Origin of the sequence: Synechococcus sp. CC9616 (assembly GCF_000515235.1) — a bacterium.
Taxonomy (GTDB): domain Bacteria; phylum Cyanobacteriota; class Cyanobacteriia; order PCC-6307; family Cyanobiaceae; genus Parasynechococcus.
The window spans coordinates 283,813-297,552 of sequence record NZ_KI911558.1; the positions used below are offsets into that span (position 1 = coordinate 283,813).

Below are 13,740 nucleotides of genomic sequence, written 5' to 3' on the forward strand. Positions count from 1 at the left end.
CATCCAGTTCCCAATCTCTTTATGGGACTGACAAGATTCGACCAATCAAAAACGCACTTCAAACCAGTCGTCTCCCGTGGCCGGCAGCCTCACCGGCAGGACCTGGAGCACTCTGGCGCCAGGGGGACCCTGCTCGCACCAGGCCCTCAGTTCGGCAATCGCATTGGGTGATCCCTCAGCCTGTACTTCCACGCTGCCGTCCTGTCGGTTGCGGACCCAGCCGGTGATGCCGAGATCCTGGGCGCGGCGGCTGCAGCTGTTGCGGAAGCCCACACCCTGCACGCGCCCATGGATTAACAGTTGCCAACGCTCGAGAAAGGGGTAAAGGCGTTGCTGAACGCGATTTACGAAGCGTCGCTCGGTGGATTCGGCGCGGCTTCGAGAGCGTCGCGCCACCGGGAACAGATCGTCGTAGAGCTGGCCCAGTGCAGGTGAACCCAGCTGGCGTGAAGTCTTTGACCTCCCCATCCTTCCGTTACCTTCTCCGTTCGCCATCCCTCAATTTCCCACAGCGCCCTGTCGGATGGTTGCGGGTCAAGGGACCAACGATGGAACTCATGCCCACGCAGTTCCTCGTTCGTACGCGTCAGGAGACCATTGCGTCTAGGACGAAGGGTGCGGTAGCCAACCTGCAGTGGCCCCTTGCTGGCTTCGAAGGGCAGAAGTCCCGCCATCGTCCGCCGAGACCCGTCGAGCCCGGTCAGGGTTTGTCCCAGCAGCAGCATGCCGCCGCATTCGGCGTAAATGGGCAGCCGCCCCGAGGCCCGGCGCAGGCATTTGAGGCTTTGATTGCAGTGGCTGAGCTGCTCGGCGTGCTGCTCCGGGAACCCACCGGGCAGGATCAATCCGCGGGCCTCGGCAGGCAGTGGTTCATCGGCCAGGGGACTCCAGGGCAGGAGCGGCATCCCCATGTGTTCCAGGAGCTCTCCGGTTTCCTGATACCGGAAGTGAAAGGCCTCATCCGAGGCCACCGCCACCGGCAACGTGCCTCCTGACTGCTGCGGGATGTCTCGCAGTGGATTGTCTCCAACACTTGGAGCTGCCAGAAGTGGCTCAAGTCGCTTGAGGTCGAGATGGATCGTCGCCAGGGAGGCCCAGCGCTCCAGGCGTTGATCGCGGTTCTCAAGTTCATGGGCGGGGGCTAGCCCCAGATGCCGGCTGGGAAGAGCCAGGTCGTCCGTTCGTGGCAGACAGCCGAGCAGAGGCACGTCGATGCTGCTTAAGACGTCGGTCAGCAGATCCCGGTGCCGTGCACTGCTGACACGGTTCAGCACAACACCGGCCAGCGTCAGCTCAGGGTCGTGATCACGAAAGCCACGGACGAGGGCCCCAAGCGACGCGGCCTGCCCGCCGGCATCCACGACGAGCACCACCGGCAGATTGAGCAGCTTCGCCGTTGCAGCAGTGCTACCCAGCTCACTGCTGCCGAGGCCATCGAACAATCCCATCACCCCCTCTACAAGAGCGAGCTGGGCTGAGCGGCTGTATCCGTGAAAAGCCCTCACAACCCAGCTCTCTCCGCAGAGGTTGCTGTCGAGGTTGCGGCAGGAGCGGCCGGCGGCGATGCTCAGCAGCTGGGGATCGAGATAGTCCGGCCCAACCTTGTAGGGCTGAATGACACGTCCTGTTGCTCGCGCCCAGCTGACCAGAGCCAGGCTGAGAAGAGTTTTGCCGCTGCCGCTGGCTGGTGCCGCGATGACAACGGCCATGAAGATGGATCGGGCGTTAGGCCAGCAGCCTGGCAGCCAGGGGCGCCGAGGAGGCCAACAGTGGATTGGTGGTGTCGTGTCCGCCACCAAGCAGTCGGGCGACATCCATCTCTGGAGACGCGTGCTGGGTGGGAACCACCTCCTCCAACAGTTCCATGCTGGCCATTCCGCCACCCTCGAGGCGCATGCAGCCGCCCGATTCGGCGCAGAGAATCACGCAGACCCCCTTACCGTTCTCCGGCTGACTGACGAGACGCAGGCCAACCATTTGGCCGGCGTGAACGCTGGGCTGTCCCATCGGCACCGACATCAGATGGAAGTTCACCTCGGCGCCGTCGTTGCGTCTGAAGCGGGACGCAATGCCGTCCTCAGTGGCTTCGGTGTGTTCCAGCTGCCAGCCAAGTCGATCAGCAACCCAGCCAGCCAGCAGGAGTCCTTGGGCTGGATGGTGGCCCTCCACATCAATGTCGAATTGAATGATGTGGCTGAGGGCATCACGACGATGGGGGGGGTCAAAGACCATGGCCAGCGTCTCGTGCCAGCTGCGCAGACGCAGCCAGTTCAGATCGTTGACGGCCTGTCCCGATTCGACCCGGTCGCGCAGGAGGTCCAGGCAATGGCGAGGGTTGCCGTTGGCGGTGTCGATGATCAGGCGTCTTGGGGAGCTGGCTAGCTGTTCCAGAAGTCCTGACGCTTCGTCGAGGAAGCCGTTCCACCACACCCAGGACGGCATGGATGCAGGCAGCAGGGGTTGAAGAATGTCCATGCCCTCCTGGAGCGCGTCATGGCCGCCCCGCAGGACCACCACATCGCCACAGGCTGCGGTGCCGCCCCCCTCTTCCGGTAACGGGCAGTAAGCCGCCACAAGGGTTTCCAGGGCTTTGCCGTCGTCGATGGTGGGTGCCAGCGTGATCAACCGTCGTGGTTGCAGGGCACTCAGGGCCGGATCAATGTACTGACCTCGCAGATCGTCGCTGTCCTCACTTCCGTCGTAGCCGGCGCAGGCCTCGATCACGGTGCTGTCGAGGGGCGGTGTGCTCAGAGGCAGATCGGCATCCACGACGGCCTGTCGGCCGGCCGCGATCAGCTGCTTGGACTGTTGTCCAGTGATCGGTCCTTTGAGACGGCCACTTCTCACAAGTTGCTGTTCGGCCCAGGCGGGTTGCCAGATCAGAAGGCAGAACGTGTTGGCACCGGTTCCAGTGTTTCCTTGCTGCTCGGGGGACCAGAGTTGATCAAGGTATGTAGGAACCTCGGCGGGGGCGAGTTCCAGAGGGGTCTGAAGGGTGAGCTGGGGGGACATGGGGCAGAGTGCGGACGCAGGGTGGTCGGGAGTCGGGCAATCTCAGGGACGGCGCCAGAGCAGTCCGTCACGGGCCAGCAGGGCATCGGCGGCGGCTGGCCCCCATGTTCGTGATTCATAGGGATGGATCGGCAGCTGCCAGGGGCTGTCCTCGATCAGCTCCAGCAGCGGGGTGTAGAGCCGCCAGGCGGCCTCCACTTCGTCACTGCGTGTGAACAGGGTGGGATCGCTGAGCATCGCATCGGCCAGCAGCCGCACATAGCCCTCGTCGGAGGGTTCGCCGAAGGACTCGTCGTAGGAGAACTCCATATCAATGGGACGGCTGCGCATGCCTGATCCAGGAGACTTCACCTCGAAACGGAACTCGGCTCCTTCGTCGGGTTGAATCCGCAGGATCAGCTGATTTGAGGTGGGTCCGCCATTGGCAGCATCGAAAAGATGCACCGGTGCCTCACGGAACGTGAGCACAACTTCACTGAGACGCTTGGCTAGACGTTTTCCGGTGCGGACATAGAAGGGCACACCCTGCCAACGCCAGTTGTCGATGAACAGCTTCAGAGCGACATAGGTTTCCGTGGTGCTGTTGTGATCCACCCCGGGCTCCTGGCGATAGCCGGCCAGGGGTGAATCCTTGGTGCCGCCGGGGCCGTATTGCCCGCGGATGCAGCAATTCCAGGGCTCCAGTTCATCCGCAAGGCGAGCCGCCTGCAGAACCTTGGCCTTTTCGTTGCGGATTGCCTCCTGATCGAACCGTCCCGGAGCTTCCATGGCGGTGATCGCCAGCATCTGGGTGAGGTGGTTCTGCACCATGTCCCGCAGGGCACCCGATGTTTCGTAGTAACCGGCGCGTTCTTCAACACCCACGGTTTCCGCAGCGGTGATCTGAACGCTTGAGATGTAGTTCCGGTTCCAGATCGGCTCGAAAATGGTGTTCGCGAATCGCAGCACCAGGATGTTCTGGACTGTCTCCTTGCCCAGGTAGTGGTCGATCCGGAAAATCTGGTTTTCCTGCCCGCAGCTTTGAACCACCTGGTTGAGTGCCTGGGCGCTGCCGTAATCACGCCCGAAGGGCTTTTCAATCACCACCCGGCTTCGTTTCGGATCTTTCAGCAAGCCGGCGTCGGCCAGGGCTCGGCAGCCACTGCCGTAGAACTTCGGTGATACCGAGAGGTAGAACGTTCGGTTTCCGCGTGTGGCGCACTGCTGGTCGATCGTCTCGAGGCGACCACCCAGACGCACCACATCCTGCGGCTGCTGAAGATCGACGGGCTCGTAAAAGAGCTTCGCTGAGAACTGCTCCCAGTCCTGGGGACTCTCCTCGATTTTCGAGGCAAGTGCCTCGGTCATTTTGCTTCTGAACTCCTCATCACTCCAGGGGCGACGAGCACAACCGAGCAGCGCGAATTCACTCGGCAGGCGCCGTTGTTTGAACAGTTCAAACAGGGCTGGAACGAGCTTTCGGTGTGTTAGGTCGCCGCTGGCACCGAAGATCACCAGACACTGTGGTGATATGACGCGTTCCTGACGAAGTCCAACCCGCAACGGATTGGTGATCGTGGCGGTCATGGAACAACGGCTTCTGCCGTTGGTTTAGGCACGGAAGCGGAATTGAACAGTGCTCGATGGCATCCCGCTACGAAATGACGTTTTTTTGTTTCCAACCGATCAAAAAGCCCACCCCTGAGGGTGGGCCTGGAGAGATCTGAATCTTCAGATATCCGGGTTGCTGGATTCAGTACGTCTCGACGTGCCAGCGATCGGCCTTCTTCAGCTGAGGCCGCAGTTCAGACCAGTCGAGCCCCTTGGCTGCTGCTGCTGCTGACATCGCTTCATCGATTCCGGGTTCCATGCCCCTCAGTCCACACATGTACACATGGGTTTTGGGGTTCTCAATCATCGAGAAGATTTCATCAGCGTGCTCGAGAACTCTGTCCTGGATATACATCCGGCCGCCTTTGGCGTTCTGTTGCTCGCGGCTTATGGCTTTCGTGTAGCGGAAGTTATCCGGGAATTCGCGCTCGTAGTGCTCGAAGTCGGCGTCATAGAGCAGGTTTGGAGTCTTGGGCGCACCCATGAACAACCAGGCCTTGCCGCGGAATGTCCAGCCGTTGGCGTCGCGTTCGCGAGGTTCGAACATGCGGCGCAGGTAGGTCCGCATCGGGGCGATGCCGGTACCGGTGGCCAACATGATGATGTTGGCGTCCTCATCTTCGGGAAGGAGCATCTCCTTGCCGACCGGACCGGTGATCTTCACCTTGCTGCCCGGTTCGATGTCACAGAGGAAAGTGGAGCAGACGCCGTAGATCTGATCTCCAGCATCATTCTTGTATTCCAGCTGGCGAACGCAAAGGGACACGGTGTTGTCCTTGAGATCATCACCGTGGCGAGTGCTGGCGATCGAATACAGGCGCAGTTTGTGGGGCTTGCCTTTGGCGTCTTCCCCCTCAGGAATGATCCCGATGCTCTGTCCCTCGACGTATTCCAGTTGAGGATCACCACCGGAAAGATCAAAGGTGATGTGCTGGACCCGACCAATGCCGCCCTCATGGACGAGGGCGTAGTTCTCGGTGACCGTGCCCATAAAGGGCGTTTTCGGCTTGTAGGTGTTGACGGGAACGTTGGCATGCGGCTTTTTCGGAGCCGGTGCGGAGGCAGGCGTCGTTGTCACGGCTTTCGGGGCGGGTGCACTGGAGGTGGTCGCTGGCGCTGTGGGAGTGTTCTCACCAGCAGGCGACACACTTAAGATTTTGGCCCCAGAAGCACTCAAGCGCTTGTAGATGGTGTTCAAACCCTCCATTGCAACGCGGTAAGTCCGGGTTACTGAGCTGCCTGAACCGGCCTGGATGCCGCTGGCGACAATGGTGAAAAGAGAAGACGACGTTCCACCAGCCGTGGCGTTCGGCACCTGCATGTCAGTTCTGCTTTCGAGTGGCGAGACTATAGGCATGGCCTCGGATTCATCACTGTTTGGATTGTTTCCGGATCTTCTGCAATATTTTTTGGGTGACTTCCTTAAGATCACAAAGTGATTCGTCTCATCTAGGCAAGGTTCCGCATTGGTTTCCCACCAGGCACTCTTCCGTAACAACCTCCGGGATGCCTCTGGTGCCAGGGAGGACAGTATTCAGCAGACGATGGAACGGATGCCCCAGGGGGTTCGTCGTCTTGCTGTGCAGTTGCGCACCTCGATCCCAGTTGACGTGCTTTGGCAGGTTCTCACGGACTACGAACGGCTCGAAACGTTCATTCCCAATCTTGTTAGCAGTCAACTCGTTTACAAAGACGGCAAGACCGTTCGCCTGCAGCAGGTTGGCAGCCAGCAATTGCTAGGTCTGCGTTTCTCTGCACAAGTTTTGCTGGAGCTCACCGAGTTCAGGCCGGAGGGCTTGCTTCAGTTCCGCATGCTCAAGGGAGATTTCAGGCGATTTGAGGGTTCATGGAGAGTGCGCAGCCTTCCCGATGGGTCATCACTGCTCTACGAGCTCACTGTTCAGGGATGTCTGGGCATGCCGATCGGATTGATTGAGGAGCGTCTTCGTGACGATCTTTCCAGCAACCTTTCAGCTGTGGAGAGGGAAGGGCTCCGCCGATGGCAGAAATACGACTGATGTCATACCCCCAAGGGGATTCGAACCCCTGTCGCCTCCGTGAAAGGGAGGTGTCCTAGGCCTCTAGACGATGGGGGCGAGGCCGTGAGCCGTGAGCCTTCTGTGCTCCCGATCACGTCCAAAAGCTACGGGTCCGCCTCACCCTCCGTCAAGACAGCCTGACCCCATTCCTGTCCCTGGCCTTGCCAGATCGGAACTGTGAAATAGAAGCAGGCTCCTTCATCAGGTTCAGACACCACCCAGATGCGTCCGCCGTGAACTTCAACGATGCGGCGGCAAACAGACAGTCCCACGCCGAAACCAGTGGTTTGGTTGGACGTCTGCGGGAGCCTCACCCGGTCCAGAAAGATTCGCTGCTGTTCTCCAGCAGGGATGCCAGGCCCGCTGTCGCAGACGCTCACCTCAACCCATTGGCTGGTGCGGTGAAGCATCGTCAGGGTGATATGGCCGCCATTACCAGTGTATTTGAGGGCATTCTCAAGCAGGTTGAGCAGCACCTGTCGCATCCGCCGTTGATCAGCGAACACCTTGGGTAAGTCGATCGGAATGTCGGTGCGGATCTCAACATTGCGGCCAAGCCACAGCTTCTCGAGTTCAAGGATCACCTCGGCGGACACGCTGGCGAGATCCAGTCGCTGGGGATTGAACAGCGTTTCCCAGCGTGTGGTTCCGACCTCCAGCAAGTCTTTGGAGAGGGCCTCCATCTCCTCCAGTCGCCGGGTGATCACGTCCTGAAAGCGATCCATGTCGATCTGCCCCAGTCGTTGACTTTGCAGGGCCAACGCCGCTGCTGTAAGGGGAGTGCGCAGTTCGTGGGCGACCATGCGCAGCAGCCGCTCCTGGGCATGGATGCGATCAATCAGCGTCTCGTTTTCCTGACGGAGGACCAACAATTGGTCCTCCAGCTGCAGTTCTTTCTGGGTTCGACTGCCGTCGAGTTCAGTGGGCCTGAGGCTCAGTCCAAGGCCGCTGACGACGCCGTCCTGTTGCCAGCGAGGAACCCATCCCTTCAGCTGCTGAAGGATGTTGCTGCCGGCAAAGACCTGTTTCGGCGACGGTGAAAGCTTGATCAAAGCCGGTGTCACCACCAGGCGATGCAGTTCGAGCAACTCAGGCTGTTGTGTTGGATCAGCCAGCTGCAGCGTCACTTCAAAGCCAACATCCTCACGCTCCAGGTAGAGAACCAAGGAGCGCAAATCGTTGCCGGACAGGTGATGACGGGCAGCCACCAGCAGCAGCTGCAGCTGCTGGCGACCCTTGGGACCGGCCTCATTCACGCGGTATCCGGTCTGGAAATCGGAGGCTCACCTTATGGGTTTTTGACTGAGACGGCATCTGGGCTAAGAAGACAGAGAAGGTTTCAGTGCGTCTTGAGAGCCGGATATGTCGCTTTTCTCCGCGAACAACCGGGTTCCACTCACGGCTCCGGGCAATGTGCCGGAGTCTCCGTCCATTCAGGTGGACAGCAATTTGCGGCGGTGGTTCTCCCGCAATCTCGGCGTCTGGCGTTCACGCCGTCAATACATGTTCAGTGATGACCAGGTGTTGCATCTTGATATGAACCTGAAAATGGAGGCTTTCGCAGAGCCTCAAGCAGGCGAGACCCGCTACCGCTTCAGCTGGTGGCCTGAAGCGGGACAGTCGAATGAGTTTTTCGCACGAAAGCCTTGGTATGAGGCTGAGGGAGTGATGGAAGCCACCCTCTGGGGGCATCAGTTGCAACGCAGTCGTGGCTATTTGAACGCTGATCCCGTTCGCACCAGGCTTCGCCAGGTGGATGAGCACGAAACCATTCTTGAGTCTCATTACCTGCAATGGGACATCCTTGAGCACATCCGTCTGGTGGACCAGGACCGATATCGCTATCGAGCGATTTACAGCTGGGAAAATGGAGAGCTGGCCATCGTTGAGCATCACCATGAGATCCGTCTGGAGGATCCCCTGCCCCCCATACCAGACGAGTGATCGGGCCACATCCGCCGGTTTTTTGGATTGTGTAGGTGAAAATATGTGCGTCTTATACGTCTCGGAACGTTGAAATTCCGCAAAACACTCCTCGGAGCCCTAGCTGTACCTGCGTTTCTGGCGCCCCTCGCCCTGACCGGCACCGCGGCGAACGCACAACAAGCTGCTGCTAAGGCAACCCCTGCCTCCAATTCGGACATTGCCGTCTACCAGGCCATGGGAACGTCCTTTTTCTGCATGGCAGCTCTCAACGGTGTTGAGTTTCCAAAGGCACTGGGGATCTCCAGCACCACATATGCCCAGATTCTGAAAGGGCGTCACAACGGACAGGTTGCTTCGCTCAAGGGCAAGACGCTGACTGAAGAACAGATGCTTGCCGGTGCCGAAGAGCAGGTGCTTCTGAGAGCCATGACGGCCTGCCCGAAAGCGATTCCCACAGATGTTCAGGACAAGATCAAAGCTGCTCTGAAAAAGAGAGGCTCCTAGGCACAGCGCCTCGTCTGATCCAGGCAGTTGCATTCTGAAGCAGCTGTCTGAAGGTTCGGACGCATCTCAGTCGTTGGAGAGGGCTTTTGTGGGGTGGTCCGGACGCGTTCGGGCTCAAGTTCTCTGACGACTGATCGATGAACAAGTTTTTCCCATTTTCGGCCCTGGCCATTTGTGGAGCGCTGCTGGCCGCTGCTCTCCCGGCACGTGCCCAGCATTGGTCTGCAGCGGCTCCCGTTCAGATCTACCCGGTGGCCCCTGCAGCGCCGATGCCGTACCCGGCCACCTATCCAGGAAATCCCTACGCCAACACCGCCTACCCGGATCCTTATCAAGAGGCTCAGCGGCGCTGCAATCGGGGCAGGCTGATCGGTGGCATTGTTGGCGGTGGACTTGGTTACGTGGCGTCCAGAGATGACGGCCGCAGCTGGGCTGTTCCCCTTGGGGCCTTGCTCGGATCACAGATGGGTTGCAACACAGGTGCCGGTCGTGGACCGCTGCCCTGGTGATTGATCCGTCAGGATCAGTCCACATTGAGTTCAGGCGTCGCGATGGCTGCTGCTGCTCCGATCCGCCTGGTGGATTACACCCCCTGGCCCTTTGCACTTCCAGACATTCACCTGAACGTGGATGTTCGTTCGGACCATGTGCTTGTGACGAGTCGCCTGCTGTTGGAGCCACAGCAGGCAGGAGTTCCCTTGGAGCTCCGTGGCGTGGAGCTTGAAATCGAGTCGATTGCCATTGATGAAGAGGCTCTGCCCGATGGAGCCTGGAGGCAATCAGGCGATGAACTCTCCATCCCCGAACCTCCGGCGGAGCCGTTCGCGCTCAGTCTTCGCTGTCGCATTGATCCTTATCGCAACACGTCGCTTGAGGGCCTCTACGCCAGTGGCGGCATGCTCACCAGTCAGTGCGAGGCGGAGGGGTTCCGTCGGATCACGTATCACCCGGATCGTCCCGACGTGCTGAGTCGCTGGACGGTCCGCATTGAAGCGGACCGCGCCAGCTGCCCGGTCTTGCTGAGCAATGGCAATGCAACGGAAACACAGGATCTGCCTGGCAACCGCCATGCCGTGACATGGAAAGACCCCCATCCCAAGCCCTCCTATCTCTTTGCTCTGGTGGCAGGAGATCTCGAGGAGATTCGCGATCACTACGTCACCTCACAGGGGCGTGAGGTCACCCTTCGTCTGCACGTTGAGCGAGGTGATGAGCCCTACACAGCCCATGCCATGGCTTCTCTGAAGCGGGCCATGGCTTGGGATGAGCAGGTCTATGGGCTGGCCTACGACCTCGATGAATACAACATCGTCGCCGTGCGCCACTTCAACATGGGCGCAATGGAGAACAAGAGTCTGAATATCTTCAACTCGAAGCTTGTTCTGGCTGATTCGGAAACCGCCACTGATGGAGAGCTTGAGCGGATCGAAAGCGTCATTGCCCATGAGTACTTCCACAACTGGACAGGCAATCGCATTACGTGTCGAGACTGGTTTCAGCTTTCTCTAAAAGAGGGCCTAACCGTTTATCGCGATCAGTGCTTCACCGCTGATCTTCACTCTCCGGCAGTGAAACGCATTGAGGATGTTTCGACGCTTCGCAACACTCAATTTCGTGAAGATGCAGGGCCGACAGCCCATCCCGTCAAACCCAGTGAATACCAGGCGATCGATAACTTTTATACAACAACGATCTATGAGAAAGGAGCTGAACTGATCCGCATGCTGCGCACACTGCTGGGTCAGGAGCGGTTCATGAAGGGAATGGCGACCTATGTGAGTCGATTTGATGGGACCGCTGCGACGACGGAGGATTTTGTCGACGCCGTTCTTTCCGGAGCCTCTGCGGGTGGAGAAGATCTCGGGTTCGATCCTGAGAGGTTTCGGCGTTGGTATCACCAGGCCGGCACACCTGAACTCCAGGTTGAGCGTCACTGGGAACCTGAACGTGGTGAGCTAACCCTGCATTTCCGCCAGACCACGCCTGCAACCCCCGGACAGAAGCAAAAAGATCCCTTGGTTCTGCCTGTGGCTCTGGCCCTGATCGGTCCCGATGGTCCTCTCACGGATGAGCAGCTGTTCATCCTGGACGCCGAGGAGGCCAGCCTCTCCATCACAACGAACCCTCAGGCTCAGCCTCCGGCGCTGTCCATCCTGCGTGGCTTTTCAGCGCCGGTGACGCTGACCATGGAGATGCCGTTGGCAGAGAACCTGCAGATTCTCGCTGCTGATAACGACCCCTTCAGCCGCTGGGATGCCGGCCAGCGCTTGTTCCGGCAGGTTCTGCTGGCTCGCTCCGCCGGGTCAGTCAAGTCTGATGTCGAGGAGGCGCTCACATCGTCCATCAACCAGCGGTTGGTCGAGGTAGACCTGTCACAGGGCTCAGAGTTGGCAACCCTGCTCAGCCTGCCGGGCCTGGCGGAATTGGAAGCGCTTCAGTCTCCAGTGGATCCCCCCGCGCTCTTCCAGGCGGCACTCGATCTTCGTTCTGCCCTGGGCGCTCGCCTGGAACAGCCGATGCAGGCGTTGCTCCAGCGCTGCCAAGCGGGCTGGGATCAATCCTGGCCTGAAGGGCAAGGAGAACGCCAGCTCACGGCAGTTGCTTGGAGTTGGCTCGTGGCCGCTGGTCATCAGGAGTCACGCAAGCAGGCACTGGAGGCGGTGTCCGGTTCCTCAATGACACTGGCGCGTGCCGCCCTAAGGGCATTGCATCCAATTGCCTGCCGGGAACGCGAAGAAGCGTCGGCTGTGTTCTTCGATCGCTGGCAGGACCGTCCGGTCATTCTCGATTCATGGTTTGCCCAGGAAGCGTCGATGCCGAGAGCGGATGGCCTGGAGAGGGTGCAAGCTCTGATGCAGCATCCACGTTTCGATCCGCTCGCTCCCAACTCGCTGCGGGCGGTGCTTGGCGGCTTTGCAGCCAATGTGCTGGTCTTTCATGCCGCCGGAGGCCATGGCTACCGCTTCATGGCTGAGCAGATTGCTGCAGTGGACAAGCGCAATCCGGTCACTGCCTCTCGAATGGCCAAGGTGTTCAGCCGTTGGCGCAGTTATGGCACGCAACGGCAGCAGGAGATGCGCACAGCGATCGAGGCACTGGCGTCCGCTGAGCTCTCAACGAACACCCGTGAAGTGGTGAGCATGTTGCTGGCCTAACCACAGGTTCAGAGAGCCGACAGAACCACCAACACAACAATGGTGATGACCAGCAGTGTCAGCCACAGCTTGGGTCGACGTCGCCCTGTTCGGACCGAGGGCGCGCGCACCGGACGCGATCCTGCGGGCGTCCCGCAGCTCTGGCAGATCAGTCGTCCGCCCAGAGAACGATCTGCCCGGAAGGAACGGCTGCCGCAGTTCCGGCAGACAGCTTGAGACAAGGTGTTGCCGCCGACAGTTAAACCTAATCGCTAATTTATCGCCACTTGACCAAAACACCATGTCGGGCTGTTCACAGCATTCTCCCAACGCGTCGGTGGGTTTGGAACGATCCGCAAAAAAACAGCCGATTGAGATTTTTGTTAGTGCGGGGGATTTAAACGTTCCGTTTTATACGTTTAAAAATTCGAAGGGAAAGGTAATCAAGAATTTAAAGATCAATCCAAAGAAAACCTACGTGTTTAGCCGTGAAGAGATGGCTGAGTCGCATCCTTTTTACATCAGCGATGTTGGTTTCAATCAAAGACACTCAAAGACCATCAAGATCAAAGGGGACGGGAGTTTCGATGATGGAATTTCTGGAGAAGAAACGTTTCAGCTCAGTATCGGCAAAAAATTCCGATCCGATTTTGAAGACTCAGGACAGCTGTTTTTCTACTGCACTTCCCATGAATCCATGGTTGGTGACTTCCTGATTAAGGCACGGCCAACGAAATCATCCGATTCCGACTCTTCGAAAGAAGGAAAGGAAACGAATTTCACGCCAATGTCTGATGAGTCTGAAACTCAAAGCAATTCCTCGACTGTGCCGTACGGAAATAGCTCCGGGGGATATTCCTATCGCTCCCTGGAAGAATTGACTTCACCAGACATTGTTGATGTTGATGCCAGCGTGGCGTGAATATGGATCTCGATGTTCAGGGCAGGGTGCTGTTATTCAGGGGTTCCCGGTACACCGCCAGAGCGGAGAGAATGCCACCCAGAAATCCAGCGGCGTGACCGATCCAGCTCACGCCTGCAGGTGACACCCCTGGGATCAGAGCAACTAGGGCGGAGCCATAGAGCCAGAACGCCAACACCCCCAGCAGGAGTGGAAGAATCCTGCGCTCGAGCCAGCCGATCAACAGCAGATAGCCGAGCAGGCCATAGATCACTCCCGACAAACCATGGCTGGCTGTGGGCCAGGCCAGGGCGACGGGAATGTTGATCGTGATCACCGCCGCCCAGACCGCCAGGTAGTCCTTGGTCCCACTGGTCAGCACCAGCCAGCTCAAGGGCAAGAAAACAACACTGTTGGAGATCAGATGGGCAAAACCGGAATGGCTGAAGGGGGCTGTGATCACACCCCAGATCGGCAGTCCGGGACCCATCGGCAGATTCCACTGACCAGAGAACAGCAGTTGATCCACAAGTTCCTGGCACCAGGCCATGCCCAGAAGCAGCACCGGAAACCAGAAACGTGACGGCACCATCGCAAGGCAGTGGACACAATGATGACCAAAGCGCTGGTCGGC

At 59.0% G+C, this 13,740-nt stretch carries 14 protein-coding genes and 1 tRNA gene; 6 read left to right on the forward strand and 9 right to left on the reverse strand.

Annotated elements, in window-relative coordinates; genetic code table 11:
• Positions 1–45: 45 nt before the first annotated feature.
• From SYN9616_RS0101665 to SYN9616_RS0101685, 5 genes are all read right to left on the reverse strand, one after another.
• Entirely contained in the window at positions 46–396 is a 351-nt protein-coding gene (locus SYN9616_RS0101665; protein WP_028951581.1) for an acylphosphatase, read from the reverse strand.
• On the reverse strand, positions 345–1,709 hold the full coding sequence (locus SYN9616_RS0101670; RefSeq protein WP_028951582.1) for a cobyrinate a,c-diamide synthase: 1,365 nt from the start codon (positions 1,707–1,709) through the stop codon (positions 345–347). Before SYN9616_RS0101670 ends, SYN9616_RS0101665 begins: the two co-directional genes overlap by 52 nt.
• 16 nt (positions 1,710–1,725) lie before the next feature.
• On the reverse strand, positions 1,726–3,012 hold the full coding sequence (locus tag SYN9616_RS0101675) for a glucose-6-phosphate dehydrogenase assembly protein OpcA (RefSeq protein WP_028951583.1): 1,287 nt from the start codon (positions 3,010–3,012) through the stop codon (positions 1,726–1,728).
• A gap of 42 nt (positions 3,013–3,054) precedes the next feature.
• Complete coding sequence (gene zwf, locus SYN9616_RS0101680) at positions 3,055–4,578, reverse strand: glucose-6-phosphate dehydrogenase (protein WP_028951584.1); 1,524 nt, start codon at positions 4,576–4,578, stop codon at positions 3,055–3,057.
• A gap of 166 nt (positions 4,579–4,744) precedes the next feature.
• Positions 4,745–5,923 (reverse strand): FAD-binding oxidoreductase, encoded by a 1,179-nt coding sequence (locus SYN9616_RS0101685; protein ID WP_028951585.1) that lies wholly within the window; start codon positions 5,921–5,923, stop codon positions 4,745–4,747.
• 223 nt (positions 5,924–6,146) lie between these two features.
• On the opposite strand from SYN9616_RS0101685, the gene SYN9616_RS0101690 reads away from it, so the two are divergent.
• Positions 6,147–6,620, forward strand: coding sequence for an SRPBCC family protein (locus SYN9616_RS0101690; RefSeq protein WP_051411065.1), 474 nt, complete (start codon positions 6,147–6,149; stop codon positions 6,618–6,620).
• A 5-nt stretch (positions 6,621–6,625) separates the two neighbouring features.
• Here the strand turns inward: SYN9616_RS0101690 and SYN9616_RS0101695 are convergent.
• Together SYN9616_RS0101695 and SYN9616_RS0101700 are read right to left on the reverse strand one after the other, a co-directional pair.
• Positions 6,626–6,698 (reverse strand) — tRNA-Glu (locus tag SYN9616_RS0101695).
• 47 nt (positions 6,699–6,745) lie between these two features.
• Positions 6,746–7,897 carry a histidine kinase gene (locus tag SYN9616_RS0101700; RefSeq protein ID WP_028951587.1) on the reverse strand — a complete coding sequence of 384 codons (1,152 nt, stop codon included), beginning with the start codon at positions 7,895–7,897 and terminating at the stop codon, positions 6,746–6,748.
• Positions 7,898–8,003: 106 nt separating this feature from the next.
• On the opposite strand from SYN9616_RS0101700, the gene SYN9616_RS0101705 reads away from it, so the two are divergent.
• The 4 genes from SYN9616_RS0101705 to pepN all read left to right on the forward strand — a co-directional run bounded on the left by SYN9616_RS0101705 (position 8,004) and on the right by pepN (position 12,226).
• The gene (locus tag SYN9616_RS0101705) at positions 8,004–8,585 is read left to right on the forward strand and encodes a hypothetical protein (RefSeq protein ID WP_028951588.1); all 582 of its coding nucleotides are present in this window, start codon (positions 8,004–8,006) and stop codon (positions 8,583–8,585) included.
• A 69-nt stretch (positions 8,586–8,654) separates the two neighbouring features.
• Complete coding sequence (locus SYN9616_RS0101710) at positions 8,655–9,071, forward strand: hypothetical protein (RefSeq protein WP_028951589.1); 417 nt, start codon at positions 8,655–8,657, stop codon at positions 9,069–9,071.
• 137 nt (positions 9,072–9,208) lie between these two features.
• Entirely contained in the window at positions 9,209–9,580 is a 372-nt protein-coding gene (locus SYN9616_RS0101715) for a glycine zipper 2TM domain-containing protein (RefSeq protein WP_028951590.1), read from the forward strand.
• Positions 9,581–9,622: 42 nt separating this feature from the next.
• Positions 9,623–12,226 carry an aminopeptidase N gene (pepN, locus tag SYN9616_RS0101720; RefSeq protein ID WP_028951591.1) on the forward strand — a complete coding sequence of 868 codons (2,604 nt, stop codon included), beginning with the start codon at positions 9,623–9,625 and terminating at the stop codon, positions 12,224–12,226.
• Positions 12,227–12,234: 8 nt separating this feature from the next.
• Here the strand turns inward: pepN and SYN9616_RS16255 are convergent, their stop codons facing one another.
• Positions 12,235–12,447: a TFIIB-type zinc finger domain-containing protein gene (locus tag SYN9616_RS16255; protein WP_071991399.1), complete on the reverse strand. Its 213-nt coding sequence runs from the start codon at positions 12,445–12,447 to the stop codon at positions 12,235–12,237.
• A gap of 101 nt (positions 12,448–12,548) precedes the next feature.
• Between SYN9616_RS16255 and SYN9616_RS0101730 the strand changes: the two genes are divergently transcribed.
• On the forward strand, positions 12,549–13,127 hold the full coding sequence (locus SYN9616_RS0101730) for a hypothetical protein (protein ID WP_232199886.1): 579 nt from the start codon (positions 12,549–12,551) through the stop codon (positions 13,125–13,127).
• Positions 13,128–13,143: 16 nt separating this feature from the next.
• On the opposite strand, the gene SYN9616_RS0101735 is transcribed toward SYN9616_RS0101730, so the two are convergent.
• Positions 13,144–13,698, reverse strand: coding sequence for a rhomboid family intramembrane serine protease (locus SYN9616_RS0101735; protein WP_037990571.1), 555 nt, complete (start codon positions 13,696–13,698; stop codon positions 13,144–13,146).
• Positions 13,699–13,740 lie beyond the last annotated feature (42 nt).